Annotated in this window: 23 protein-coding genes and 2 riboswitches; of the genes, 11 read left to right on the plus strand and 12 right to left on the minus strand. The window is 57.8% G+C overall.

Going from position 1 to position 25,164, the window contains the following annotated elements:
- Nucleotides 1-29: 29 nt before the first annotated feature.
- The 8 genes from J7400_RS18250 to J7400_RS18285 all read right to left on the minus strand — a co-directional run bounded on the left by J7400_RS18250 (nt 30) and on the right by J7400_RS18285 (nt 9,717).
- Nucleotides 30-1,109, minus strand: coding sequence for a hybrid-cluster NAD(P)-dependent oxidoreductase (locus J7400_RS18250; RefSeq protein WP_209065531.1), 1,080 nt, complete (start codon nt 1,107-1,109; stop codon nt 30-32).
- Between the two features lie 4 nt (nt 1,110-1,113).
- The gene (locus J7400_RS18255; protein ID WP_209065532.1) at nt 1,114-2,340 is read right to left on the minus strand and encodes an aromatic ring-hydroxylating dioxygenase subunit alpha; all 1,227 of its coding nucleotides are present in this window, start codon (nt 2,338-2,340) and stop codon (nt 1,114-1,116) included.
- A 107-nt stretch (nt 2,341-2,447) separates the two neighbouring features.
- Nucleotides 2,448-2,652: riboswitch (cobalamin riboswitch) on the minus strand.
- A gap of 176 nt (nt 2,653-2,828) precedes the next feature.
- Nucleotides 2,829-3,731 (minus strand): hypothetical protein, encoded by a 903-nt coding sequence (locus J7400_RS18260; RefSeq protein ID WP_209065533.1) that lies wholly within the window; start codon nt 3,729-3,731, stop codon nt 2,829-2,831.
- Complete coding sequence (locus J7400_RS18265) at nt 3,722-4,411, minus strand: DUF1007 family protein (protein WP_209065534.1); 690 nt, start codon at nt 4,409-4,411, stop codon at nt 3,722-3,724. The genes J7400_RS18260 and J7400_RS18265 overlap by 10 nt, the downstream gene beginning before the upstream one ends.
- A 114-nt stretch (nt 4,412-4,525) precedes the next feature.
- On the minus strand, nt 4,526-5,161 hold the full coding sequence (locus J7400_RS18270; RefSeq protein WP_209065535.1) for a DUF1826 domain-containing protein: 636 nt from the start codon (nt 5,159-5,161) through the stop codon (nt 4,526-4,528).
- A complete protein-coding gene (locus J7400_RS18275) occupies nt 5,158-6,372 on the minus strand; it encodes a GTP-binding protein (RefSeq protein WP_209065536.1) in 1,215 nt (404 codons plus the stop codon). Before J7400_RS18275 ends, J7400_RS18270 begins: the two co-directional genes overlap by 4 nt.
- A gap of 464 nt (nt 6,373-6,836) precedes the next feature.
- The gene (locus J7400_RS18280) at nt 6,837-8,768 is read right to left on the minus strand and encodes a methyl-accepting chemotaxis protein (RefSeq protein WP_209065537.1); all 1,932 of its coding nucleotides are present in this window, start codon (nt 8,766-8,768) and stop codon (nt 6,837-6,839) included.
- A gap of 22 nt (nt 8,769-8,790) precedes the next feature.
- A complete protein-coding gene (locus tag J7400_RS18285; protein ID WP_209065538.1) occupies nt 8,791-9,717 on the minus strand; it encodes a hypothetical protein in 927 nt (308 codons plus the stop codon).
- A gap of 286 nt (nt 9,718-10,003) precedes the next feature.
- A riboswitch (cobalamin riboswitch) is annotated at nt 10,004-10,204 on the plus strand.
- A 102-nt stretch (nt 10,205-10,306) separates the two neighbouring features.
- On the opposite strand from J7400_RS18285, the gene J7400_RS18290 reads away from it, so the two are divergent.
- The 4 genes from J7400_RS18290 to J7400_RS18305 are packed head-to-tail and all read left to right on the plus strand — an operon-like array spanning nt 10,307 to nt 13,499.
- Nucleotides 10,307-10,714, plus strand: coding sequence for a DUF1636 domain-containing protein (locus J7400_RS18290; RefSeq protein ID WP_209065539.1), 408 nt, complete (start codon nt 10,307-10,309; stop codon nt 10,712-10,714).
- Nucleotides 10,711-11,490, plus strand: coding sequence for an ABC transporter ATP-binding protein (locus J7400_RS18295; RefSeq protein ID WP_209065540.1), 780 nt, complete (start codon nt 10,711-10,713; stop codon nt 11,488-11,490). The genes J7400_RS18290 and J7400_RS18295 overlap by 4 nt, the downstream gene beginning before the upstream one ends.
- 26 nt (nt 11,491-11,516) lie before the next feature.
- Entirely contained in the window at nt 11,517-12,470 is a 954-nt protein-coding gene (locus J7400_RS18300) for an ABC transporter substrate-binding protein (RefSeq protein ID WP_209065541.1), read from the plus strand.
- Nucleotides 12,471-12,509: 39 nt separating this feature from the next.
- Nucleotides 12,510-13,499, plus strand: coding sequence for an iron ABC transporter permease (locus J7400_RS18305; RefSeq protein WP_247738909.1), 990 nt, complete (start codon nt 12,510-12,512; stop codon nt 13,497-13,499).
- An 11-nt stretch (nt 13,500-13,510) separates the two neighbouring features.
- On the opposite strand, the gene J7400_RS18310 is transcribed toward J7400_RS18305, so the two are convergent.
- Entirely contained in the window at nt 13,511-14,368 is an 858-nt protein-coding gene (locus tag J7400_RS18310; protein WP_209065543.1) for a LysR family transcriptional regulator, read from the minus strand.
- Nucleotides 14,369-14,473: 105 nt separating this feature from the next.
- On the opposite strand from J7400_RS18310, the gene J7400_RS18315 reads away from it, so the two are divergent.
- Nucleotides 14,474-15,613, plus strand: coding sequence for a TauD/TfdA family dioxygenase (locus J7400_RS18315; RefSeq protein ID WP_209065544.1), 1,140 nt, complete (start codon nt 14,474-14,476; stop codon nt 15,611-15,613).
- Nucleotides 15,610-16,206 (plus strand): HD domain-containing protein, encoded by a 597-nt coding sequence (locus J7400_RS18320; RefSeq protein ID WP_209065545.1) that lies wholly within the window; start codon nt 15,610-15,612, stop codon nt 16,204-16,206. Before J7400_RS18315 ends, J7400_RS18320 begins: the two co-directional genes overlap by 4 nt.
- On the opposite strand, the gene J7400_RS18325 is transcribed toward J7400_RS18320, so the two are convergent.
- A complete protein-coding gene (locus J7400_RS18325; protein WP_348540202.1) occupies nt 16,203-17,108 on the minus strand; it encodes a CobW family GTP-binding protein in 906 nt (301 codons plus the stop codon). The genes J7400_RS18320 and J7400_RS18325 overlap by 4 nt on opposite strands.
- Entirely contained in the window at nt 17,105-18,733 is a 1,629-nt protein-coding gene (locus tag J7400_RS18330) for an amidohydrolase (RefSeq protein ID WP_209065546.1), read from the minus strand. Before J7400_RS18330 ends, J7400_RS18325 begins: the two co-directional genes overlap by 4 nt.
- Before the next feature lie 99 nt (nt 18,734-18,832).
- Here J7400_RS18330 and J7400_RS18335 point away from each other — a divergent pair, with 99 nt between their 5' ends.
- The 5 genes from J7400_RS18335 (at nt 18,833) to J7400_RS18355 (ending at nt 24,537) form a co-directional block, all read left to right on the plus strand.
- Nucleotides 18,833-19,774, plus strand: a complete 942-nt coding sequence (locus J7400_RS18335) for a LysR substrate-binding domain-containing protein (RefSeq protein WP_209065547.1) — start codon at nt 18,833-18,835, stop codon at nt 19,772-19,774.
- A gap of 238 nt (nt 19,775-20,012) precedes the next feature.
- On the plus strand, nt 20,013-21,011 hold the full coding sequence (locus J7400_RS18340) for a TRAP transporter substrate-binding protein (RefSeq protein ID WP_209065548.1): 999 nt from the start codon (nt 20,013-20,015) through the stop codon (nt 21,009-21,011).
- Between the two features lie 77 nt (nt 21,012-21,088).
- Nucleotides 21,089-21,628 carry a TRAP transporter small permease gene (locus J7400_RS18345; protein ID WP_209065549.1) on the plus strand — a complete coding sequence of 180 codons (540 nt, stop codon included), beginning with the start codon at nt 21,089-21,091 and terminating at the stop codon, nt 21,626-21,628.
- Nucleotides 21,625-22,914: a TRAP transporter large permease gene (locus tag J7400_RS18350; RefSeq protein WP_209065550.1), complete on the plus strand. Its 1,290-nt coding sequence runs from the start codon at nt 21,625-21,627 to the stop codon at nt 22,912-22,914. Before J7400_RS18345 ends, J7400_RS18350 begins: the two co-directional genes overlap by 4 nt.
- Before the next feature lie 9 nt (nt 22,915-22,923).
- Entirely contained in the window at nt 22,924-24,537 is a 1,614-nt protein-coding gene (locus J7400_RS18355; protein ID WP_209065551.1) for an amidohydrolase family protein, read from the plus strand.
- A gap of 104 nt (nt 24,538-24,641) precedes the next feature.
- Here the strand turns inward: J7400_RS18355 and J7400_RS18360 are convergent, their stop codons facing one another.
- Complete coding sequence (locus J7400_RS18360) at nt 24,642-25,052, minus strand: NAD(P)H-dependent oxidoreductase (protein ID WP_209065552.1); 411 nt, start codon at nt 25,050-25,052, stop codon at nt 24,642-24,644.
- Nucleotides 25,053-25,164: the final 112 nt, after the last annotated feature.

The raw sequence follows: 25,164 nt of genomic DNA on the forward strand, positions 1-25,164 counted from the left end.
GGCCCCTTTCTTTGTATCTTTGCGCTGGCTCAGACCTCTACTGCCACTTTTCCAATCGGGTTGGAGCAGCAGGCGAGGATGTAGCCGGCTTCGATGTCGTCGTCCGAAATGCCGCCGTTGTGGACCATATGCACCTCGCCTTCGGTCTTTTTGACCTTGCAGGTGCCGCAGACGCCGAAGGTGCAGCCTGAGGGGATGTTGAGCCCGACCGAGCGCGCGGCGGCGAGCACGGTTTCGGTTTCGGCCACTTTTGCGGTGACATCAGACGTGGCGAAGTGGATTTCTGCCTTGCTGTCCTCATCAGGCACCACATCATCCAGCGCGGGCTGTTCGGCTTCGGTTTCCACCGGCGCGCCGAAGCTCTCCTGATGGTAGTTGTCCATGTCAAAGCCCAGACCGGCCAGCGCTTCGCGCACCGCTGTCATGAACGGCTCCGGCCCGCAGCAATAGACCTCACGGTCAAGGTAGTCAGGCGCCATCAGACCCAGCATCAGCTGGTTGAACTGGCCTTGATAGCCCGTCCATGGGCGGTAGGGATCGGGTTCTTCGACCACAAATTTGAGATCCAGCCCGGGGGTGCGGCTGGCCATCTGTTCGAGACGCTGGCGGAAGATGATTTCCGAGGGGCGTTTGGCGCAGTTGATGAAGACGGCGTCCAGTTCCTGACCTTCGTCCCACATGCAGGTGGTCATCGACATCATGGGGGTGACGCCGGAGCCTGCCGAGATGAAGAGAAATTTCTTCGCCGTGCTGCCCGCGTTGGTGAAGAGGCCTGCTGGCCCCAAGGCTCTGAGGCGCATGCCGGGGCGCAGGTTGTCGAGCATCCAGCGGGTGCCGATGCTGTCAGGCTGTGCCTTGGCGGTGATGGTGATCGAGCGCGGACGCGAGGGTGAGGAGGAGATCGTGTAGGTGCGGTGCACCACGCCTCCCGGCTGCCCCGGTGCGGGGATTTCGAGGGTCAGGAACTGCCCCGGATCATAGGCGAAGAGGGCGCCGGATGGGGCGCGGAAGGTGAAGCTTGCCGTGTTGGGCATTTCCGGCACGATGGAGACGCATTCCAGCATCTCGTTGTCCTGCCAAACAGTTGCGGTGGTCTGAAGATCTTTCATCACATCACTCCGCGGCAAGGGTGTTTGGGGTCATATGGCTGGCCAGTTTGGCGCAATACCATTCGACAAACTGCAGCACGCCGGATTCCTGAGTGGGAGAATAGGGGCCGGGCACATAGGCCGGGCTGTTGATGCCCTGCTGGTTGTCCTCGACCACGCGGCGGTCCTCATCATTGGTGGCCATCCAGACTTCGGTCAGGCGCTTGAGATCATAATCCCGGCCTTCCACCGCGTCTTTGTGCACCAGCCATTTGGTGGTGACTTCGGTCTCGGTCGGGCTGATCGGGGTGACGCGGAAGACGATGGAATGGTCCGCGAGGAAGTGGTTCCAGGTTGTCGGGTAGTGGAACTGCAACAACGCACCAGCATCAGCGAATGGCACGCGGCCCAGCCATGGGCGCACGGCGGTTTTGCCATCCATCGTGTAGCTTTCGGCGCCTTCCTTGAGCGGCATGCGCGCCACGCGGTATTGGCCCTCTTCGCTGAGGTGGAAGTTGGAGGGCAGACCGGCGGCTTCACAGCGGTCAAAATGGGCCTGCAGGTGGTCAGGTGCTTCGCCACCTTCGCCAATGCCGGTCACGCTGGGGTCATCGGGGTAGGTGCGGCACAAGGCCGGGTGGTTGCCACCACAGTGGTAACATTCACGATTGTTTTCCCAGACCAGCTTCCAGTTGCCGTTTTCGACAATGGAGCTTTCGAATGCCACTTTGGCATTGCCCAGATCATGAGCCTCCAAATAGGGGTGCACGGTTTCTGCGAAGGGTGCGAAATCAGGGGCTTCGTCTGCCAGACAGATGTAGACGAGACCGGCGAGCTCCTGACAATGCACGGTTTTCAGGCCATGTTGCTTGGGGTCAAAATCCGGCCCCATGTCGCGCGCCCAGAGCAGCGAGCCGTCCAGCTCATAGGTCCACTGGTGGTAGGGGCAGACCAGCTTGGGCGCATGGCCCTTGGCGGCTTTGCAGATCACCGAGCCGCGATGGCGGCAGGTGTTGTGAAAGGCGCGGATCTGATTGTCGGCGCCGCGCACAATGATGACGCGGTAAGCCCCGACATTGTAGGTGACGTAGCTGCCTGCTTTCTCCAATTCGCAGGACGGAATGGCAAACAGCCACTCGCGATAGTGGATGGCATCAAGGTCGGTCTGAAAGACCTCGGGATCTGTATAGAAGGCTTGCTCTAGAGCATGACCCGGATTTCGACGCGCCAATAGGGTGTGAATGTTATTCAAATCTGGCTCTCCTGCCGCACCCCGCGGCCTTGCTTGGGGCAGATGGCACAGGGGCTTGCGCAGGCGGGATGAGGATCGCGCCCTGACAGAAGCCTCCACCGCCACCCGCGGTTTGACGTTTGCAAGGCTGGTTTCCGGACTTCGAAGCGGCTTTCACCTGGTTTTGGCACCTTCCCGGGATCCTCCTCCCAGTGGTCGTTTACCGAACCTCATCTTCGTTACCGTTGCGGGGGCAGTGCCGGTATTTCACCGGCTTCCCAATTCTCCATTGCCGGACAAACCGGCAACAGCACCTCACGCCCGCAAGATATTTTGAAGTCTGATTGCCTCTAAAATTTTTGCGACCTTTCCGGTTGCAAAACAGACATTGGTCCGATCAGGGGTAAATTTTCGAAAGAAGCCGTGGGATTTTCTGAAAAAATGATGCGCAAGATGGGCGGGTTTCGGCCAAAAAATGCGCATCTTGGCCTTTGCGGGGCGTAGGGGCTTTAGAATGTGAAGCCGAGAAGGCCGAGGCTGAAGATCAGGATCATAAGGCCGGTCAACATCTGTAGCGCCGGCAGCATGGTGGCCACGCCGTGCAGGGAGCCTGATGACATCACAGCCAAGCGCCGGGCGGCAGTGCTTGAGACCGCCACAAGGCTTGTCAGGGCGGCGGTGCCCAGCCCCATAACCACAACGGCCAGAGCGCCGGCGGTTTTGATGTCCATTTGCCACGCGATGACCAGCAGGAAAACGGCGCCGGTGCAGGGCCGGATGGCAATGCTGAGGATCAGCGCGATGGCCTCTCTGACAGATGTGAGGCGGGCGGCTTCCTCAGCCGTCGGCCCATGCGCGTGACCGCAGCCGCAGTCATCATGGGCGTGGTCATGGGAGTGTTCACGGTGGTGGCTGTGCTTGGCCGCGCTTTTGGGAAGGGCGCGCGCACCCCGCCAGATGATCGCAAGGCCGACACAGGAAATGGCGAGATAGCTGGCTGGGGCCAGAATGTCCTCGGTCCACCCCGTCATCTGTTGCGCGCTGGCCTGCACAATGGAGAAACCGCCATAGACCAAGATGATCGCCCAAAGCGCCTGTGCGAGGCTGGAGGCCACTGCGAGTGACAGCAGGCGCATGGCGGAGACTTCTGTACCGAGCCCCACACCGCCAACGAGATATTTGCCATGCCCCGGCCCTAGCGCATGCACAAAGCCATAGGCTGCGGTTGCGCTGAGAAGCGCAAAGTAAGCGCCCGGCTCGCCCATTTTCAAAGCACGGACTGTTCCGGCCATCTGGTTTTGAAACCCACGCTGCGCCTCAAGCGCCCAAGCGGAGACTGAGGAGAAATCCACCATCCAGAAGACCGCAAGCGCCAGCGCTGCAATCACGCAGAAAGACAGTATCACGCGCATATGAGGATGATCCTATCGGCAAACTCCTTGCCTACATTGGGGATGCTTGGGGTCTCTTCTCGGCTGAGCAGGGCCAATGAGGCTTGCAGGCTGTTGTTCTTGAGCGCTGGGTTGAAGGGGATCACCTCAGCGCGGCACCCTTCTGCTGGGCCCAAGAGTTCGGGCGTGTCGGTGATGGAGAATGCAAAGAAATAGGTGGACTCATAAAAGGCGACCTCTGCCGGGGAAGCGCCCAGCGGGAGCGCCGTTTTAAGATCGCGTGTGAAGGTGAGCTGCAAGCGCCCGTCAATCAGCTGGGCATCGAGATCTTTGGGCCAATCGAGAGAAACACGCTCGCCATGTACTGACAAATGGGCGGAGCCGTTGAAATCCAGTGGCCAATTGCTTCTGATGCGGATGAGCTCTTGCCGGTCCGCTTCATCCAAAGAGCCTTCGGCGTTGAGAGACATGTCGTGGGAGGACAGAATGTAGAGCGTCTCAAAGGCATCGTAGAGCCAGGTGACGTTGAGGGCAGTCAGGCGGTTTTCCGCGTCAAACACGAAATCCACACCGCCGTCGACAAAGACATGCGGATGCGCCTTGGCTTGCGGGCTGAGCCCGAAGAGCAGGCAGCAGAGTGCCGTGATCAGAATATTGTGTTGAAGCGCAATGAAGGCGCGACGCGAAGGAAGATGTCTCAAGACGGTTTCGCCTCAGTCCTTGAGGGTGCATGTGATGAGAGGCCTTTGGACCCCTTGTCGCCTAATATCTCTCAGGTTGCGATGTGATCAAAGCTTTCTTAGGGGCAAGCGCGATCAAATTTCCTTTTGTGGATCAAAGACCGGGTCCAGTACCAACACAGAGCGTGTTTCTCCGGTACCTTCGATGGGAGGCGAACGGTGGAGCAAACCGGATTGCGGGGTTTCCGGCCAGAGCGTGCCGCGCAGGACGATGGGCGCGCCGGTGGGAACTGTGAACACCCGGTTTGGCTCTTCGCCGTTGGGAGAGATCCCATATTGCGTTCCAGTGCCGCGGTAGGTGCAGACGAGGCGCGCCGTCACCGCATCTATGTGAAAGCGACGGCAAGCGTTGGTGGTGATAATGTCAAAGCGTAACCGCAGATACGGGGCGTTCAGGATATTGGCAAAGGCCATCGCCATCTCGGAAACGTCGTCGATCAGAAGCGCGCGTTCCGGGCAGTCGGGCGTTCCTGAGAGGGCACAGACCTGCAACAACGTGTCTTTCACCCGATCCGCACGCAAGACCACCCGCGCGTTTGGCAGGTGATCAGGAGGAAGAGATTGCATCCATGTTGTCAGCTCCGGCGCCAATTGGCGCTGCCAGAGCACGGCGGCGCAGCCGGGATGGTGGATGGCAGAGAGGGCCGCCAGATTTGGGGCCAAGCCAACACCAATTGCGGCGTCTTTCACCACCTCGCGTGAGACACTCATGCCACCTCCTCAACGCGGCGCCAGCCGGGGAAGGGATCCGGCATGTCCAGTGGGAGCGCCTCTGGTCCGGCTGCCGAGATCACGGGCAGCAAGCAGCCATCAAGCTTGGCCTTAAGCGCGGGCCAGTCGATGTTTGCGCCGATGAAAACCAGTTCCTGACGGCGATCACCCCATGGTTCCACCCAATGCTGTTCTAAATACGCTTGTGCGGAGGCATGTTCGGGCCAGCGCTCTTTGGGCACGGTGGCCCACCAGGTGCCCATAGGTTTCACGCTGGACAGTGCGCCAGCCAGCGAGAATTCCGCAACCCATTCTGGGCGGGTGGCAATCCAGAAGTGGCCTTTGGCGCGGATCACGCCCGGCATTTCGCCGTTCAGGACCGCGAGAATTTTCTCCGGAATGAAAGGTTGGCGGGCGCGGTAAACATAGCTGGTGACGCCGTATTCTTCGGTTTCGGGCACGTGATCGGCAAAGCCGTAAAGCTCTTTGGCCCACATGGGATGTTCGTGGGCTTTGTCAAAATCAAACAGACCGGTATCGAGAATTTTCTCTGCGGCCACTTCGGAGTGGTTGGTCTCAATGATTTCGGCATCCGCATTGAGACTGCGGATGATTTTGCAGGCGGCATCGATCTGTTCAGGTGTCGCATCAGCCACCTTGTTCAGGATCACCACATCGGCAAATTCCATTTGATCGGTCAGCAGGTGCACCAATGTCCGCTCGTCTTCCTCGCCCATGACCTCGCCGCGATCGCGCAGAAAGTCGTGGCTGGAGAAGTCTTTAAGCAGGTTGACCGCGTCCACAACGGTGACCATAGTGTCGAGCCGGGCAACGTCAGAGAGGCTTTCGCCGTATTCATCGCGGAAATCAAAGGTTGCGGCGACCGGGAGCGGTTCGGCAATGCCGGTGGATTCGATCAGCAGATAGTCAAAGCGGCCTTCGGAGGCGAGGCGGCGCACCTCGTCAAGCAGATCATCACGCAGGGTACAGCAAATGCAGCCGTTGGACATTTCGACCAACGTTTCCTCGGTGCGGCTGAGTTCGGTGTCGGCGCGTACGAGATCGGCGTCGATGTTCACCTCGGACATGTCGTTGACGATGACAGCCACGCGACGCCCCTCGCGGTTGTTCAGAACGCGGTTGAGCAGGGTTGTCTTGCCGGCGCCCAGAAACCCTGAGAGGACGGTGACGGGAAGGCGTGTGTCGCGCATGAAGGGACCTCATCTGTGTTGGTGCCAGAGCTGGCGGGTGGTGACGGTTGGTCGGTCAAGAGGGGGAGGCAATTTCAGGAAGGCACCTGAGGCGAGGCGGTTTGGACATACCGGCGCCGACGCAGGCATTTAGAGGGGTCTGTATGCGCTCCGAATTTGCTGACTCTCCATATCGCGAATATGTAACGTTATACCATAACACTACACAAGGAGCTTTTTTGACCTGACGCGATTTTCGCGGTGACTGCGCCAGCACGCCCCGCGTCAAACAAACGATGGGGACTAAGAATTTGGTTTTTCAATTGAATTGACAGCGGGAGAGGTTCCTACACCTCCCCGTCTCGATGTCTTTGACACCAAGTTTGAGCGGAGGATCGCCGCTTTGCATCAGTCGCATTCAGGCGACTGCAAGTTGGGAGGCCCCTTTCGGAAGGGGCCGCCCGATTAACTTGTGTAGATGTGCCTTAGGCTGCGTTTGCCACAGACTGTTCTGAAGCGTTTGAGAGTGCGTCAGTTTGGAAGAAGCGCACCAATTGTTCCAAGTTGCTCGCATCTGAGGCGACCATTTGAATCGCGGCGGTAGCCTCCTCGACCATGGCGGCGTTCTTTTGGGTCATGTTGTCCAACTGGGACATGCCGACGTTGATTTCATCAAGGCCGACAGACTGCTCTGACGCGCCTTCAGCGATGCCGGAAATCAATTGCGTGATTTCGTTGACGCGGGTCGAGATGCCGTTAATTGCTTCGCCTGCCTGGCTGACAAGGTCGACGCCATTTTCGATCTGATGCGCGCTGTCTTTGATGCGGGCATTGATCTGCAAAGCGGCGTTGGCAGATTTGAGCGCCAAGGCACGCACTTCGGATGCCACAACCGCAAAGCCTCTGCCAGCCTCACCGGCACGGGCTGCTTCTACGCCCGCGTTCAGAGCCAAGAGGTTGGTCTGGAACGCAATGTCGTCAATCACACCGATGATTTGAGAGATCTCATCGGAGGTGTGCTGAAGGTTGGTCATGGCCTCAACGGCATCATGGACCACTTTGCTGCTTTCTTCAGCCTGTTGTTGCGCGCCGAGTGTGCTTTCTTCCACGCTGCGGGCATTGTCGGCAGTTGTGCGGACGGTTTCTGTCATCGTGGCGAGTGCGGCGGCGGTTTCTTCCAAGGTCACAGCCTGGCTTTCGGTTCGATGGGCGAGACCTGTGGAGGCCTGATTGATTTCAGACGCGCCGTTGGAAATGGAAATCGTGGAGTCGACAACTTGACGCACGGTTTCTGAAAGCCGCTCTATGGCGTTGTTAAAGTCATGCCCAAGCTGCTGATAGCCTTCGGGAAGCTCGTGCGCGATGCGCGCAGAGAGGTCGCCTTGTGACAGTTGGGACAGTCCGGAACCGATGGCATCCACTGCCGACTTTTGTTCGGCAAAGCGCTGCTCTGCCTCTTCTTGTTGAAGATGCTTCTGCTGCTCAATGCGTTTGCCAAAGGCGGAAACCGCATTCAGAATGTCGCCAATTTCATCGTTGCGGGTGGCTGTATCCGCGCTCTGTTCGGCGCTCTCTTGCTGTCCGGCCTGCTCAATGCGTGCAGGGACGGCGCGAATGGGGCGAATGATGCCGAAATGAACCGATACGAGGGCGGCTGTGGCGGCGACAAAGGCGGTTATGGCCAGAGCGATGTAGGACAGGGTTTCCCGCTGCTTTTGATCCACTTTGGCCGCTGCGATTTGCGCCTCGGTCACTTCGGATTGCACCAGCATCAAACGATCAGACAGGGCTGAGAACTGGATACTGGCCTCATCGAGGCTGCGGCGCAGTGCTTTGGTTTTCAGAAGCTCCTCGAACCGAAAGTTATTGCGGGCGGCCTGAAAATCTCCGGCGCTGGCCAGTCGGAGGGTGCGGCTGTTTGAAACTGTATAGAGCGATGCGAGACGATCAATTTGCCCTGCGGCTCTGGTCAGATAGAGGATGTGCTTTTCCAACTGATCGGTTGGCAAACCCGTGCGTTCGATGGCGGAGGCAAACCCGATGATGCCTTTCAGATAGGCGCGAATGGATTTTTGCAAATCCGCGCGTTTTGCGGCCTCGTCTTCAGGGGCAAAGCGATCAGCCGCCAGGTTGGCGCGGCGGGTGTTTTCCATCTGAACCATGGCGCGGTTGATGTTCAGCAGAGCGTTGGTGACGTTGTTGCTGTTCTGTGTGAGCAAGCGATTGCTGTCTACGATGAGGGATTTTTGTGACAGGAGGCCTGAGGATTGCACATGGGCGTTCCAGATTGAAATCACCACAATGGCGGACAAGAGGATCATCGGCCCGATGACCCAGGCTAGAATCCGTGTGGCCAGCCGCATCTGGAACTTTCCGGTGAAGGGGCGTTTTCCGGAGGCTACATTCGAAATTTTCATATTTCTGGTCTCCTCGGAACGCTTAGGTGGATGGCTTGGTGAGCGCGGCCAAGATCAGCTGTGCGTGTTTGATTTCGCGGTACACATCAGACGGGGTTTTGCCGCCTTCATAGGGGGCGAAGACCACATGCGGGGCTGCGTTTGTGGCGTTCATCAGCGCCATGGTGTCTGCGTAGGCGCGCGAAAGCACCACGATCACGTCATCGGGCGAGATCGGACCGGATTTGGCGGCAGGCACGGTGACTTTGCCCGGTACAGCAAAAGCCGGATCGTTTTCGGAGAGAGACTGCAGATCTTGAAGAAGTGACAAACCCGCATGGTAGGCTTCTGAGGGGGTGCGTCCGGATTCAGCTGCGAGATCGGATTCGTTGATGGACAGCCCTTGTTTTGCCAGAACGGCGCTTAGGGACTGGCGGATGCTCACCGCCACGCGAAAAACGTCGTTTGGCACAGTGGCAGGCACGCCAAGCGCTTTGAGCTCACCAGACACTCGGAGCAGGCTGCCGTAAACATCTTTGGGTTTCTTGCCGCTTTGGAGATCGACGGAGATGGTGCTCTCCTCAAGTCCATAGGTCGGGCGGAGATCTTGAGCCTCAATCAGCAGTTGGTCGACGAACTCTTTGACCTCTGCCGGAGTCACTTTGTGGACTTTGACCTGATTGAGACCGTGGGTTTCCAGGCCGTTCATAAAACGGAGGAGCTGAACTTTGCGCCACTGGTCGCGCGCCAAAAACAGCACGTGTCTTGGCATCGCGTCATCATCTGGTGTCGCCGCGGTCGCGCTCTTGGTGAAGTTTTCCTGATTCAGGACCTGAAGTTCTTGTACCAGTGCTTCGGTCACTTGGTAGACGTGATCAGGTTTGACCCCCGACGCTGTTGATGGCTGTGCAAGGGCAATCAAGCCGGAAAATGCAATGCTGAATGAGAGAGTGATCTTGGTGATGCTCATTTTGAGGCTCCATCGGTCAGTGTCGCGCGTTTGGTGTCCTAACGTCATCTGGAGAAGAAAGAGTTAAACTGGCAGCGGGGGCTGCAAATTGAATTTGTAGTTGGGAGGTGGAGATCAAAGTGCAGCAAAATAACGGTAAAACCGAAAATTATGTGAAAAGGACAAGGGCATTCTGTCCAAGTTTGCGGCGGTGAGCAGTTGTCTCGGGGTGCGAACGTCGCGTCACCAAATCGCTTCGGACCACGCCTCACTGTGCCAGATAGAGTTGACTCGAAGACGTGCATCGTGGATTGCTGCACGAGATGGTATCTGGTGCATCAGCGCCGGATAAAAGGGAATACGGTGCGGCGATATATGCGCCAAGTCCGTGACTGCCCCCGCAACTGTAGGCGGTGAGCAACCCCAAATGCCACTGGGCCAGAGCCCGGGAAGGTGGGGAAGCCAAGCACCGCGAGTCAGGAGACCTGCCATCATCAAACGTAACTCAACCCGGGCGGGGTGTCCCGGAAGGAGGCCAAGATGGCTCTATTGGCTTATGCCGCAGACATGACTGGTTCCCTGTTCGCCCCGCGCTTTCGCGGAGGGCGAAATGAACCGAACACCCACACATCGCATCACAGTCTGTACGTCCTGTCGCCACAAGGGCGAAACCTGCAAGCCGGGCTATGAGCTGATTGCGAAGCTCCGGACGGCCATTGCCGCAGCCGGGGACAGCATCGCCGAGGATTTTGAGATCACAGGCACGGCCCGTGTGGCCGCTTGTGATCGCCCGTGCACGGTGGCCTATCACGCAACGCGCAGTGCGTCCTACCTGTTTGGCGATATTACACCTGATGAGGACATTGACGCGCTGATGGATTTTGCCCGGCAGCATGATGCGCTGGATGACGGATGGGGCGGTCCTGTGGAGGTGCCGGATATGCTGTGCGCGCCTAATCTCTCGCGCGTTCCGGCGACGATTATGGCGATCGAGGATTGCATGGAGCGTGTGTCATGACCGCGGCGGCGCTGGAAGTGCGCAATGTGAGCTGGGCACCGCGCAAGCGCGACCCATTGCTGCTGGAGGATACAAGCTTCACCCTCAAGGAGGGTGAGGTGATGGGGCTTGTTGGCCCAAACGGTGCCGGCAAAACCACGCTGTTGCGCATGATCTACGGCTACAATCGCCCCTTGTCAGGCGACATCCTGCTTGGCGGTGACTCACTGCGCCAAATGGCACCGCGTGCCGTGGCCCGTAAGGTTGCCGCTGTTCTGCAGGAACAACCGTCAGATTTTGCGCTGACGGTGCGGGAAGTGGTGGCGCTTGGGCGCGTGCCGCATCGGCTTGGCCTGTCCACGCCAGGGAAGCGCGATGCGGATGTGATTGACGGGGCGCTGGCGCGTCTTCAGCTGCAACATCTGACCGACCGGAGCCTTTCCACGCTTTCGGGGGGCGAACGCCAGCGGGTGATGGTTGCGCGCGCGCTTGCGCAGGAGCCGCAGTTGCTTGTGCTGGATGAGCCGACCAATCACTTGGATATCCGCCATCAGCTTGAGGTGCTGCAGCTGATCCGAGATCTGGATCTGACCATCGTCACCTCGCTGCATGATCTCAATCTGGCGGCAGATGTTTGTGATCGCATTCTTGTCTTGAAAGACGGCCGCCCGCAGGGATTTGGCGCACCGGTGGATGTGCTGAATGACTCGCTTGTCTCCGACACGTTTCAGGTTCAGGCGCAACGCGAACAGCTCAGCCTGAGCCAGAAGCCCCACCTCACTTTCCGACTTCAATAAAAACAAAGCTCAACAAAGGACCCATTATGAAAAAGAGCACTCTCACCCTCGGGCTGATCCTTGCAGCCCAAACCGCTGCGGCAGAAACCACTGTGCAAAGCTGTAACCGCACCGTCACTTTTGATGCGCCACCAAAGGCCGCGATCTCCAACGATGTGAACCTCACCGAAATGATGCTGGTGCTTGGCCTTGCAGATCGCATGGTCGGCTACACCGGTATTTCGGGCTGGAAGACGCTGGATGAAGAGATGCGTGCGGGCGTGGAGGAGCTGCCGGAGCTTTCCGCAAAATATCCGTCAAAAGAAGTGCTGGTTGGCGCGGACGCTGACTTCTTCTTTGCGGGTTGGAACTATGGCATGAAGGTTGGCGGCGATGTGACCCCCGAAACCCTCGCGCCGTTTGGCATTGACGTCTACGAGCTGACCGAAAGCTGCATCCATATCGGCGAGAAAGCCAAGGTCAGCATGGACGATATGTATAATGACCTGCTCAACCTCGGCAAAATCTTTGACGTTGAAGCAAAGGCCGAAGCGCTTGTGGATGGCTATAAGGCAGAGCTGGCGGCGTTTACCGACGGCCTGGAAACCGCAGACGATCCGCTGCGCGTCTTTGTGTATGACAGCGGCGAAGACACACCATTCACCGCGGGCCTTTACGCCATGCCAACCGCGATGATTGAGGCCGCTGGAGGCACCAACATCATGGACGACTTTGAGAAAAGCTGGGGCACGGTCACCTGGGAAGCGGTTGTCGAGCGCAACCCTGAGGTGGTTGTGATTGTGAACTACGGTAAGGTCACCGCAGAAGAAAAACGCGCGTTCATGATGAACAACCCGGCCTTTGCCGAACTGGACGCGGTGAAGAACGACCGTTTTGTTGTACTGGAATATGTCGAGGCGACCCCTGGTCCGCGCAACATCAAAGCCGTGAAGAAGCTGGCAGAAGGCTTCTGGGGCTCTGAAGGTGTGGCAAGCCACTAAATGAACAAGGACCACTTCCGACAAAACGTCTCTTTCTGGATGGCTCTTTTTGGCAGCTTTGCCGCGTTGGGAGTGTCCTTGTCTTTTGCGATTTCGATGGGCGCTATTGCGGTGCCCATCGACACGGTTTGGGGTGTGTTCCTGGATAAGCTGGGTGTCTGGTCCGGCGATCCGACCTGGTCAAAAGGGCGCGCCGCCATCGTGTGGGAAATCCGTTTTCCGCGCGCGCTTTTGGCGGTCATGGTCGGGGCTGGGCTGGCTGTTGTGGGCGCCACGTTACAGGCGGTGACCCGCAATCCGCTGGCCGATCCGCATCTGCTGGGCATTTCGTCCGGCGGGGCGTTTGGGGCCATTCTGGCTTTGCTGCACACAGGCCTGTTCCTTGGCCTTCTGACCGTGCCGCTTATGGCTTTTCTGGGGGCTTTGGTGGCGACGCTCTGCGTTTTGGTGGTGTCAAAATGGGCGGGCGCAATGAGCGCAGACCGGCTGGTTTTGACAGGGGTGGCCATTTCCTTTGTTGTGATGGCCTGCGCCAACATATTGATTTTCCTAGGTGACCCGAAGGCGACCCACACGGTTGTCTTCTGGATGCTTGGAGGTTTGGGGCTGGCGCAGTGGTCGCATCTGATCTATCCGCTGGCCATTTTGGTGCCCTGTAGCCTGTGGCTCTGGCTGCAGGCACCGCAGCTCAATGCGATGACCATTGGTGACGAGACCGCGAGCTCACTTGGCATTCCGGTGGCTCGATTTCGCCTGACGGTCTTTGTGGTGGGAGCGCTGATCACCGGCGTGATGGTCGCCTTTTCCGGTATGATCGGATTTGTGGGGCTGATGGTGCCCCACATCGTGCGGCTGATTGTTGGCGGCAATTACATCCGGTTGGTGCCGCTGTCGGCGATATTTGGCGGGATTTTCCTGCTCTGGGCCGACATTGTCGCCCGTACTGTGATGGCGCCTGAAGATATTCCGGTTGGGATCGTGACGGGGCTGATTGGCGGGATTGCATTTGTGTTGTTGCTGAAGCGGTGACTAGGCGCGGACTACACAGCCGACACGATGGCTTCTGACAGCGCTTCCCATTGTTTGCGCCCAATCGCTTCGCGTGATGCCAAAAGCCAGTAGGTCTCACGGTGCTCCATGACATCATTGCCCAGTTGATGAAGCGCGCCTGAGCGCAAGTCTTCTTCGCACAGCGGGAGGGAGCCAAGTGCAATGCCATGGCCCGATTTGGCAGCGGCGATGGCGCCATGCAACGTGTCGATCCGGATCTGCGGGATGGGCGTTGAGGGAATACCAAACCGCGCGGCAAAAACATCCCAGTCCGGCCGTGGCCCAGTGCAGGCGATGCGGGGCAGGTGGTGCCAGTCTGTCGAGGCAAGGCTTGGTGCGCAGACCGGAGCGAGCGCTTCTCTGAACAGCGGAAGCTTGTAGTGATGGGGCCAGTCCCCTGCGCCATAGCGGATTCGAAGGGAGCTGTCGGGCGTTGAGGTTTGCCCTGTTAAAACAAAGGACTGGAGTGAAATCTGCGCGCCTGTTGCCACAGTCATTTGAGCCAGTCGCGGCGCAATCCACATGGAAATCACAGATTGGCTTGCCAGAATTGTCAGGCGGGAGCGTCCTCGGGAAAACAACATCTCAGAACTGTCGCTGAGCGTGCGAAAGGCGGATTGCACATGGGGCAGCCAGGTTTCGCCCTCCACGGTCAGCGTGATGGTGCGGCTTTGACGCAAGAAGAGTTGCGTGCCTAGGAGTTTTTCGAGCTGGGAAATACGCTGACTGATTGCGGGTTGCGTGAGGCCTGTCTCTTCTGCGGCGGCGGTAAAGCTGCCGAGGCGTGCGGCCGCTTCGAAAGCGCGCACCCATTCGAGAGGCGGTAGGGATGGGGTTGGCTTATTCATAAGTTATTTCGATGCTCAGTCGGGTTATTTCAAATTTGAGTTTATGCAGATTCCCAGGAGAATGTAAGGCGACCGTTCGTGCTGTTAGCCAAAAGGACACCGCCGATGCACACGACATTGAGCCAAGATGGCGCCGTTTTAACCCTTCATTTTGAGGATCAGTCGCTCCGTTTTCACGCGATCTGGCTGCGAGACAATGCGCAGGACCCGGAGACGCGCGCCTTTGGCAATGGTCAGCGGCTGATTGCGTTGCGCGACATTCCGAAGGAGACGCATATCATTGCCGCTTCGGTTGCGGGGGAGGACGTAAACGTGACCTTTGCACCGGAAGGTAAGCAGGTTGTCTTTAACGCAGAGTGGCTGAAGGCGCATGCGTATGATCGGCCTCAGAACGCGGTCCGTGGATGGTTGCCGGAGGAGGTTTCTCCATGGGACGCGAAGTTTCAAGCAAATGTGCCAACCGGTGCATTTCCGAGGCTTGCGGAGGGCGGCACCCCATTTGCCACTTGGATCGACCGAGTGACCCGCTTTGGTTTTGGCAAAATCGAAGGCGGCCCGGTGAGAGAGGGCGCGCTGTTTGATGTGGTCGATCTTTTTGGCCATGTGCGCGAGACCAATTATGGCAAGCATTTTGAGGTGCGCACAGAGGTGAACCCGACCAATTTGGCGTTCACTGGCCTCGGGTTGCAGGCGCATACCGACAACCCGTACCGCGACCCCGTGCCGACGATTCAGGTGCTCTATTGTCTGGAAAGCTCTGCCGCCGGAGGCGAGAATATGGTGGTTGACGGGTTCGCCTGCGCGCGCCGTTTGCAGGCAGAGAACCCGGCCTATTTCGATGTGCTTGCCGATTATTGTGCGCGGTTTGAATATGCGGGCGAAGATGGTGTTTGTTTGACCTCCCGCCGCCCTTTGATCGAACTCGCGCCGGACGGTGAACTCATTGGGGTGCGGTTTAACAATCGCTCGCTTGCAGCTGTTACGGATGTGCCGTTTGAAAAGATGGACCTGTGGTATGCGGCCTATCGCCGGCTGGGGGAGATCATTGATGACCCTGCGATGGAGGTTGTGTTCCGTCTCGATCCTGGGGAAGCCTTTGTGGTGGACAACACCCGCGTTTTGCATGCACGTAAGGCGTATTCGGGTGCTGGAAAGCGTTGGTTGCAGGGGTGTTACGCCGACAAAGATGGGCTGCGCTCCACACGCGATGCGTTGCGTCGCAAGGCTCTGGAGGCGGCGGAATGAACACTCCGGCAGAAGGTTTGACGGCTGACACCATTGTCGCATTTCTGGCGTCGATTTTTGAGCGTCGGGGATCGGAAGAGTATCTGGGTGAGCCTGTGACGATGGGCGAGCACATGCTTCAGGGCGCGACGATTGCGGAGCGGAATGGGCAGCCTGATGAGATTGTTGTGGGGGCTTTGCTGCACGACATAGGCCACTTCACGTCCGAATTCGGGATGTTCACGATGGATGACACAGAAGACCGGCATCATGAGGATGCCGGTGCGGAGGTGCTTGAGCGGTTCTTTCCGAGCGTGGTGACGGATTGTTGCCGCTATCACGTTGCCGCCAAACGCTATCTCTGTGCCGCCAAGCCGAGCTATTTTGACCGGTTGTCTGAGGCGTCAGTGCATTCGCTCAATTTGCAAGGCGGGCCGATGAGTGCCCAAGAAGTGGCTGAGTTTGAAAAGAACCCGAACCTGAAAGAGATCATCGCGGTCAGGTATCTGGACGAAGCTGGAAAGATCGCCGGGATGGAGACGCCTGATTTCTGGCACTTTGCCCCGAAGGTGCAACGTCTGGTGGATGCGCATCTTGCGCAGGGTAAAGGCTAGCTTTGGAGTTCAGGTTGGTGTGCCGCTTGGTCGCGAGCGCCTTGCGCCCACCATTCATCACATGTTTCAGGCATAAGGCGCGCAGCAAGGCCGATGCCTATGAGTTCTGTTTGTGGCGGTTGAGCGGTCTCACAAATCTCGACAGATGAACCCACCACTTGAACCAAGAAGCCGGTGTCGTCTGGGCCGCGCATGTGCCCTTTGAGACGGTAGAGCGGCTCTGGCCGTGATTGCAGCAATTCGGTCAGCTCAGTTTGACCAAGGGAGCGATCTCCGGAGTAGGACCATTTCGCATAAGCGGGGTGGGAGAATTGAAGGATCTTGGTTGGATCCTGCCCCGTCATCAGAAGTTGTTCGATGCCAAGCTGATCAACAGGCAGGATCGTTGCATCTGGATTGAGGTCTGACAGATTTTGGCGCAGGTCCTCTTGTAAGGGTGCTTTGCTGACAGCAATTACCTGCGCACAGGCAATTTGGTCTTTGAATTGCGCTGCGATCAAGGGATCGCCACTCAAAGCGTCGAATTGACGGCCGTCCACCACGGTGACGATCCCGGAATACAACAGCTCCGGTTCAGCCTGAGCCACATTTGCGATGCGGGTCGGGTCGGCGATGCCGCTGGCTTCGATGATGATGTGATCCGGGCGGGGTTGGCGATCCAGAACGTCTCCGATGGCAAGAAACAGGTCTGCTCCCATCGTGCAACACACGCAGCCATTTGACAGCTCCAGAGTGTCTTGGCTGGCCGAGATCAAAAGGCTTGCGTCAATGTTGATTGATCCGAAGTCGTTCACAAGAACCATGATCCGCAACCTGTGGTTGGCGCTGAGAATCTGATTGATCAGGGTGGTTTTTCCTGCTCCGAGGTAGCCACCGATCACGGTCAGAGGAAGCGGGGTCACAGCTGATGCACCTCGCCGCCCAGAACGGTGCCCAGCACTGGCACGTCTTTTAAGTTCTCTGGTGCAACGCTCAGAGGGTCTTCGCCGAGTAGCACAAAGTCCGCCCGTTTTCCGGTTTCGATGGAGCCGATCTCGGTGTCCATTTTGAGTGTCTGCGCGGCCCCTAAGGTGATAGCATAAAGTGCCTCCTCCACCGTGATGCGTTGCGCGGGCCCGAGGGTTTGCCCGCTCATCGTGCGGCGGTTGACGGCACACCAGGCGGTGAACAGCGGCCCCATTGGGGTCACCGGTGCGTCGGAGTGAATTGCGGTGATCACGCCCATATCAAGACAATCTCGCACGGCGTTCATCGACCGCGCACGATCGGGGCCGATGGTCAGCGCGGCATGTTGATCGCCAAAATACCAGATGTGATTGGCAAAGATATTGCAGGCCACGCCCAGTTCGGCGGCGCGCCGGAACAGCGCGGCATCCATCATCTGGCAGTGCTGCAAAACGTGGCGCGCGCCCGGCCATGGGTGTTTGCGTGCCGCCGCCTCTAGGGCTTCCAACGTGACTGCGGCGGCCTCGTCGCCATTCACATGGATATGCATTTGCAAGCCATGACGCTGCATCTCTTCGCACAGCTGGAAAATCTGGTCGGGCGCGGTGTTCCAGAGCCCGTTGGGATGCCCCCCAATATAGCCCGGTGCGCGCACCCGGGCTGTCCAGCCCTGAATGGAGCCATCGGTCATGAGCTTCACGGCGCCCAAGCGCAGTTTATCGGTGGCGCGCTCACGCATTGCTAAGGCCTGAGCCGCGACCTCCGCCGGGGTGCCGCCTATCGCGCCAAGGGCCGGAACCAGACGTACAGGGAAGCTTTTCTTGCCGGTGGCTTCGGCGAGCCTTGTGATGTCATCGTCGCCCAGCGTGGCAAACAGATCGGTCACTGTGGTCACGCCAGCGCGTTTGCACACTTCGGCATAAGACTGCAGCGCTGCATCGGTTTGCGTGAGTGCGCGAAAGTCGATCCCAGTGCGGCGCATGACGGGAAACATCGCGGCCATTTCCTGCAGCTCGCCAGTTGGTTGGCCGTCTGCTCCTTTGACGACTCCTTCGACATTGGTCTGGGCGTTGTATCCCGCCAAGTCCAAGGCCGCAGTGTTGCCGCAGAGCAGGTGGAAATTTGAGAAGATGATGACGATAGGGCGTTGCGTGCTGACCTGATCAAGGTGATGGCGGCTCAGGCGTTCCGACGTCAGACAGATCGGATCAAACCCCCAGCCCACCAAAGGCTGATCCGGGGGCAAGGTGGCTTCGAACTCTTTCAGGCGAGCGATGACCTCTTCAATCTGCGTCATGCCCCGGTGCATCTGACCCTGCGGGTCGATCCGGTCGTGATAGCCGCAATAGGCATAATCCCACATGGCCCCTGCCATCAAATGGGCATGGCCTTCGACAAATCCGGGCATCAACACGCTGCCTGAGACATCAATATGGCTGTCTGCTCCGCCCCATGGGGCCGCGCAATCCGGACCGCCCACCGCCAGAATGCGCCCGTCACGTACCGCCACATGGCTGGCGCGTGGCATGTTCCGGTCCATCGTCACCACGGATTTCGCATGGAAAAGAAGCGTTTTGCCCATGTCTCTCTCTCTGTTGTTTCCAAACAGCTAGCTGAGCTTGGTTGTGTGGAAAAATGGAATTAGTACTAGAGTAACACACAAAAAATATTGGAATGACCTGTGCGATTTACCCTCAAACAACTTCAGTACTTTGACGCTGCGCTGCGCACTGGCTCAATTGCGCGGGCTTCTGTGGAGATGAAGATTTCGCAATCTTCGATCACGGCAGCGATCGATATGATCGAAAGCACCACTCAGGCGGAATTGCTGCGGCGGATGCCTGCCAAAGGCATTGTTCCGACAGACAAAGGGATTGAGATCGGCGCCCGCATTCGGGATTTTCTGGAGCAAGCGCGTATTTTTGAATCCGATCTGCTGACACTGACCGGCGATCCGGCAGGGACGCTGCGACTGGGATGCTATGCGCCGACGGCCCCATATGTCTTGCCGCCGATTCTCAAACGGATTTCGCAGGACTTTCCACATATCCGTGTGGAAATCAAAGAAGGCGACATGCTGAGCATTGCGGAAATGCTGAACAGCGGGGGTGTCGATCTGGCGCTGACCTATCGGCGTGCGGCCCCTAAGGCTCAGCCGTTCCTACCAATGTTCAAGGCCGCACCCATCGCGATGATTCCGGATGTTTCTCCGTTGGTGAAGCAAGAACAGGTGGCCTTGTCTGATCTGGCAGATTTGCCGATGATCCTTTTGGATTTGCCCGGCGCACCCGATTATTTTGATGCGCTTTTCACCGCAGAGGGATTGCGCCCGCGCATTGGTCATACCACCAAAAGCTCTTCGGTGCTGCGCGGGATGGTTGCTGCGGATTTGGGCTATGCGATCCTGAATATCTGTGGGCCGCTGGACCGTATGGGGCAGAATGGCTATGTCACGCGGCCGATTTCTGGCGATCAGGACGCGCCCTATTACGGGGTCGCCTATACGGGGGCGGGTAAGCGTTCAGCCTTGGTGCGTACAGTTTTGGAAACCTGCAGGGAAATTTCAGATCAGGGCGGGTTTGACCATCTGCTCAACCCTTCCGGTAGCCAGGCAGCGCAATAAATCCAAAAAATGTAAGAATACCCCCAGAAAACAATTGTTTTCTGCATCAATGGGAATTGAGTAGCGTTTCCTTGTCCCACTCGCAGGAGTGGGGCCTGAGAACCCCGCGATTGGCTGGTTTTGATGCGCCGGAATTTGCAGTGCGCAATTTGCCGGTATTGGGCTTGCATAGACTCAGGACAGACGGGGCACAAACGGCAAAAGCAGACGCTAAAAGCGCACCAACCAGGAGGATCTCATGAAATTATGGAACTTGAAGAAGATGGCAGTGCCAATGCTGGCATTTGCACTCAGCGCAACGAGCACATTGGCCGCCGATATCACGATGAATGTTGGTTTCGGCGCCCCGGAAGAATCCCTTTACGGCCGGTTCGGAAAGATTTTTCAGCAAAAGGTGGCAGAGCACTCAGATGGCACAATTGAGGTCAAACTGCGTTGCTGCAACCAGATTTCGAGCGAGGACGAAGCGTTTAAAGCCATGCAGCTTGGCACTGTGGACGGCTTCTTCATCACCGCAAACAATGTGTCGCCGCACTGGTCGCTGATGGATGTGACTGTGCTGCCCTATATCTTCCAGAATGCCGAACACCTGGACCGTGTGCTTAACGGCGAGGTGGGCCAGCAGATGAAGGACCAGCTGCAGGCAGACACCAGCGTGCACCTGTTGGCCTTTGGCCCGGCGCTCTATCGCGACTTTTACAATTCGGTGCGTCCCGTGAACACGATGGCGGATATGGAAGGGCTGAAAATCCGGGTGCCCAAGAACGAGGTGATGATCGCCACGTTTGAGGCCTTTGGCGCAAATCCCGTGCCGCTGGCGTGGTCAGAAACGCCGACCGCCCTGCAAACCGGCACTGTGGATGGTGGTGATAACGGCACCTCCTTCATTCGCGACATGAAATTCTTCGAGTTTGAGCCGCATCTCGTCATCCTTGAGCATTTTGTGGCCTTTGCTCCTTTGTTTGCATCCGACAACTTCATGAAGAAGCTGAGTGATGAGCAGCGCGCGCAGATTCTGGCGGCGGCCGAGGAAGCGGGGGCTGAGTATGCCGCTCAAGTGGCAACTGAGACCGAAGAGGTCCGCAAGTGGTTGGTGGAAGAAGGTGGCATGGCGCGCACCGATCCGGACCGCGGCGATTTCATCGCAGCAGCAAAAGGCGTTCAGCAAGAGTTTGCAGAACAGCGCGGTGAGGAGTTCATCGCACTGGTGAATGCGATCCAGGCCGCAGCTGAATAAACCTAAGATTGGGGCACTCTGAACGGGTGCCCCAATTCGCTTAGTAAGAGCCGGCAACGGTTGGGGAATAAAACAAAATGAATGGTCTGAGGTGGCTCGAGCGGCACTTCGAGGAGTTGATTTGCTGCACCTGCCTTGCGGTGATTGCGGTGGCGGTCTTTGCGCAGGTGGTGGCGCGCTATGTCTTTCAGGTGGCGCTGCACTGGACTGAGGAAACGGCAGCAATTTGCATGGTCTGGGCCGTTTACATGGGCGCATCGCTTTGCGTGCGCGAGAGGTTCCACATCCGCATCATGGTTGCCGTGCAGGCGTTGCCTGTTGGCATCGGGAAGATTGTCATCTTCATAGCGGACCTATTTTGGGCGTTCTTCTGCCTCTTCATGCTGAAAATCAGTTTGGATTACCTCGCTGTTTTCTGGCGGTTTCCTGAAACCAGCCCCAGCTTGGGCATCAATCAATTCTACCCGCAAACCATCTTGGTGATCGGCTATGGCCTGATGCTGATCCGCCTTGTGCAGACCTATTTCACTTGGTGGCGCGACGGACGAAACGGGCTTCCTGGCATGCTGAATGAAGAATGGGAAGCAACCTCCAAGGATCAGGAGCATCAGATATGAGTGCATTGATGATCCTGGCCATTGCCTTTGTGGTGTTGACCATTATGGGCGTGCCGCTGTTTGTGTCGGTGGGCCTGACCACCGCGCTGGCCCTTTACCTGATCGACATCCCCTACACCTTGATGGCGCAAACCGGTTACGGCAGTCTGACGCCTTTCCCGTTGTTGACCATTCCTCTTTTCGTGCTCGCCGGTCGGTTGATGGAAGTGGGCGGGATGGCCACCCGCATGATCTCGATCGCGACCAATCTGGTGGGCGCCTATCGCGGCTCTATGGGACTGGTTACGGTTTTTGCCTGCATGTTGTTTGCAGCTCTGTCCGGCTCAGGCCCTGCCACCACGGCGGCGATTGGATCGGTCACCGTGCCTGCAATGAAGCGCGAAGGCTATGACGTGCCCTTTGCAGCCGCCATCACAGCCAGCGCCGGCGCGCTGGGGAGTTTGATCCCGCCGTCAAATCTGCTGATCATCTATGGGCTTGTGTCAGAAACATCGATCCCACGTCTGTTTCTGGCGGGGCTGATCCCCGGTGTTTTGGTCACGGCCCTGCTGATGATCACCACCTATATCGTCGCACGTCGCCGCGGTTATGGCGGAGATGGCGAGCGGTTCTCTTGGGGGCCGTTCCTGCGTGCCGCATGGGATGGCAAATGGTCCATCGGGGCACCGGTTCTGATCCTTGGAGGGATCTATGGTGGTGTCTTTACCCCCACCGAGGCCGCAGGCGTTGCGGTGTTCTATTCTCTGTTTGTGGGCTTTTTCATCTACCGCGAGCTGACCCTCAAAAAGCTGATCGAAGCCCTGCGGTTCACCTCTTTGCTGACCGGCATTCTGATCTTGCTGACGCCGACATTGGCCTTTGGTCAGTTGACCGCTTTTTATGATGTGCCCACAGCCGTACAGGACGGGATTACGTCGATCACAGACAATAAGTTTCTCGTGCTGCTTCTGATCGGTGTATTCTACATCTTCATCGGGACGTTTATGGAGTCCTTGGCGCAGATCGTATTGTTCACGGCGGTGTTTCTCCCGCTGGTCAGCTCGTTGGGCGTTGATCCGGTCATGTTTGGGATTTTCACCGTGATCACGTGCGAAATCGGCTTCCTTACGCCACCGCTGGGCGCAAACCTGACCGTAGCGGCGCGCATTTCCGGAGTGTCGATCGAACGTATATCTGTCGCGGTTTTGCCGTTCATCTTGGCTTATGTGATTGGCATGGTGATCCTGATCTTCTTCCCGGATCTCACAACTTTCCTGCCCGATTGGCTCTACGGAGAAGCGAAATAGGAGGCTGACATGTTCGATCTTGTTCTCAAAGGCGGCACCATTGTCGACGGCACGGGGCAAGATGGGTATGTCGGCGACCTAGCGGTTACCGGGCAGCAGATCAGTGCCGTCTTGCCAGCAGGGGAGCTGGCGGGGCGGAAGGGGGCGCGGGAGATTGATGTGTCAGGCCTGATCGTCGCGCCGGGCTTCATCGATATGCACACGCATTCTGATTTCACCCTGATTGCCGATGGCCGCGCTGAAAGCCAGGTGCACCAAGGGGTGACAACTGAAGTCATCGGCCAATGCGGCATCAGTTGCGCGCCGGTCAATAACCCCGGCGATATCAGCCGCGTTGCGCCTTGGTATACCGATCAGGCCAAGCATGACACCTGGCTGGGGTTTGGCGACTATCTTGAAGTGCTTGACCGGACCGAGCTGGGAGTGAACGTGATGGCCTTTGTCGGCCATGGCACTGTTCACCGGGCGGTGCTGGGCGACCAGCTCCATCCGGGTGAGGCAGAAGATGTGGCTGAAATGGCCCGGCTGGTTGATCAGTGCATGGATGAGGGGGCAGGCGGGTTTTCTTCAGGGCTGGAGTATTTCCCCGGCAGTCTCGCCTCCCCAGAACATCTGGTCCCCATGTGTGAGGTTGCCGCGAAGTATAAGCGTCTGTACGCAACCCATGTGCGCAACCGGGACACCCACTATGACCTTGGTTTTGCCGAGGCGATTGCAACGGCCCGGCAATCGGGCGCGAAGCTGCAGATCAGCCATATTCAGCCGAAATTCGGCGCGCCCGACTATGCGATGGATCATACCCTTGAGATGATTGATTTGGCGCGGCGCCACGATGTGGATATCGCCTTTGATGTGATCCCGCATGACTGGAACCACACGCTGATGGCTGCGATTTTGCCGAAATGGGCTCAAGCTGGCTCTATTGACGATGTGCTTGCCCGGTTGGCGGATCCTGAATGCCGCGCGCGTATCAAGGCCAATCCGCAACCCATGTGGCTGATCGTCAAGGCGGAGCAATGGTCGGATATTGTGTTGCTGAATGCCACCGTCAACAAAGATATCGTCGGAGCCGACTTTGCCGAGATCGGCCGGATGAGAAACTGCCATCCCTACGATGCGGTGCTCGATATTCTGCTGGAAGAAGGCGATCACCTGATGGCGTGTATGTGGTCGTCTAAGTCCTTTCGCAATGCAGATGTCGAGATGTGTCTGGAGCAGCCGGAATGCGCTGTCATCTCAGACACCGTCGCGATCGCAAATGAAGGTGTGTTGAAAGACCACATTGGGTCACTCTCAGGCTATGGCTGGGCCGCGCGGTTTTTACAGTACTATGTGCGCGACAAGGCGGTGCTCTCGCTTGAGCAGGGCGTGGCCAAGCTGACGTCCATTCCCGCCAACCGCCTTGGGCTGAAAAATCGCGGGGTTCTGGCGAAAGGGCAGCAGGCTGATATCTGTGTCTTTGATCAAGTCAACATCGCGAGCAACGCCACCGCCAAACACCCCCGCCGGTACGCTTCGGGAATTGCTCATGTCCTGGTGAATGGATCGCTGGCCATGGAGAACGGTCAGCGTACGTCGAAGAATTCGGGGCAGGTTCTACGCGATTTTCGTGTGTTTGATTGAGTGCGAAGTGGGTGTTGAGGGCACTATTACAGGGGCGGGTTTTGATCATGCCCTGATCATGAGGAGTAGTGGCCACGTTTTTTCTCTTTGCGTCATGTAAATGCCTAACTCACCGCCGCAGCTTTCTCAGGATCCGCTTCCAATTCCCTCAACAGGCGCGCCTGCTTTACAGCTGGGTCAAGCTCTGGATCGCTGACATGCTGCAGCATGGGCAGGACGCTTGCTTCGATTTCATCGCCGGTCGCCCGCGCAATGTCGTGAAACACAAACGGGCGCAGGTAGCGCATGTGCGCGAGCAAGGCCGTCTGTTGAAAAGGCTTTAAGAACTCATCCATTGAGAAGTTGTTGTAGCCGCCAGCGTGATAGCTATCTGCGGGTCCGCCCGTGGAAATGAGCAACAGAAACTCGCGGCCGCTGAGTTTGTCGCCGCCTGGACCATAGGCAAACCCGTAGCTCAACACCTGATCCATCCAGGCTTTCAGCACCGGCGGCGCGGAATACTGATCCTCCCCCACTGAAGTGGTCCGCCGCTATGTTTAGGAAAACGGAGGATTCACGATGGGAAACAAGCGACACAAGCCCGAGGAAATTGTCACGAAGTTACGACAGGTTGAGGTGCTTGCCGGG

It is taken from the genome of Shimia sp. R9_2, assembly GCF_017743735.1.
Taxonomy (GTDB): domain Bacteria; phylum Pseudomonadota; class Alphaproteobacteria; order Rhodobacterales; family Rhodobacteraceae; genus Shimia.

Coding starts and splice junctions, on each gene's coding strand:
- J7400_RS18340 (WP_209065548.1), top strand. CDS start 20,013: ATGAAATTATGGAACTTGAAGAAGATGGCAGTGCCAATGCTGGCATTT.
- J7400_RS18315 (WP_209065544.1), top strand. CDS start 14,474: ATGCACACGACATTGAGCCAAGATGGCGCCGTTTTAACCCTTCATTTT.
- J7400_RS18295 (WP_209065540.1), top strand. CDS start 10,711: ATGACCGCGGCGGCGCTGGAAGTGCGCAATGTGAGCTGGGCACCGCGC.
- J7400_RS18260 (WP_209065533.1), bottom strand. CDS start 3,731: ATGCGCGTGATACTGTCTTTCTGCGTGATTGCAGCGCTGGCGCTTGCG.
- J7400_RS18290 (WP_209065539.1), top strand. CDS start 10,307: ATGAACCGAACACCCACACATCGCATCACAGTCTGTACGTCCTGTCGC.
- J7400_RS18310 (WP_209065543.1), bottom strand. CDS start 14,368: ATGAATAAGCCAACCCCATCCCTACCGCCTCTCGAATGGGTGCGCGCT.
- J7400_RS18345 (WP_209065549.1), top strand. CDS start 21,089: ATGAATGGTCTGAGGTGGCTCGAGCGGCACTTCGAGGAGTTGATTTGC.
- J7400_RS18285 (WP_209065538.1), bottom strand. CDS start 9,717: ATGAGCATCACCAAGATCACTCTCTCATTCAGCATTGCATTTTCCGGC.
- J7400_RS18355 (WP_209065551.1), top strand. CDS start 22,924: ATGTTCGATCTTGTTCTCAAAGGCGGCACCATTGTCGACGGCACGGGG.
- J7400_RS18280 (WP_209065537.1), bottom strand. CDS start 8,768: ATGAAAATTTCGAATGTAGCCTCCGGAAAACGCCCCTTCACCGGAAAG.
- J7400_RS18270 (WP_209065535.1), bottom strand. CDS start 5,161: ATGAGTGTCTCACGCGAGGTGGTGAAAGACGCCGCAATTGGTGTTGGC.
- J7400_RS18320 (WP_209065545.1), top strand. CDS start 15,610: ATGAACACTCCGGCAGAAGGTTTGACGGCTGACACCATTGTCGCATTT.
- J7400_RS18330 (WP_209065546.1), bottom strand. CDS start 18,733: ATGGGCAAAACGCTTCTTTTCCATGCGAAATCCGTGGTGACGATGGAC.
- J7400_RS18300 (WP_209065541.1), top strand. CDS start 11,517: ATGAAAAAGAGCACTCTCACCCTCGGGCTGATCCTTGCAGCCCAAACC.
- J7400_RS18350 (WP_209065550.1), top strand. CDS start 21,625: ATGAGTGCATTGATGATCCTGGCCATTGCCTTTGTGGTGTTGACCATT.
- J7400_RS18250 (WP_209065531.1), bottom strand. CDS start 1,109: ATGAAAGATCTTCAGACCACCGCAACTGTTTGGCAGGACAACGAGATG.
- J7400_RS18305 (WP_247738909.1), top strand. CDS start 12,510: ATGGCTCTTTTTGGCAGCTTTGCCGCGTTGGGAGTGTCCTTGTCTTTT.
- J7400_RS18275 (WP_209065536.1), bottom strand. CDS start 6,372: ATGCGCGACACACGCCTTCCCGTCACCGTCCTCTCAGGGTTTCTGGGC.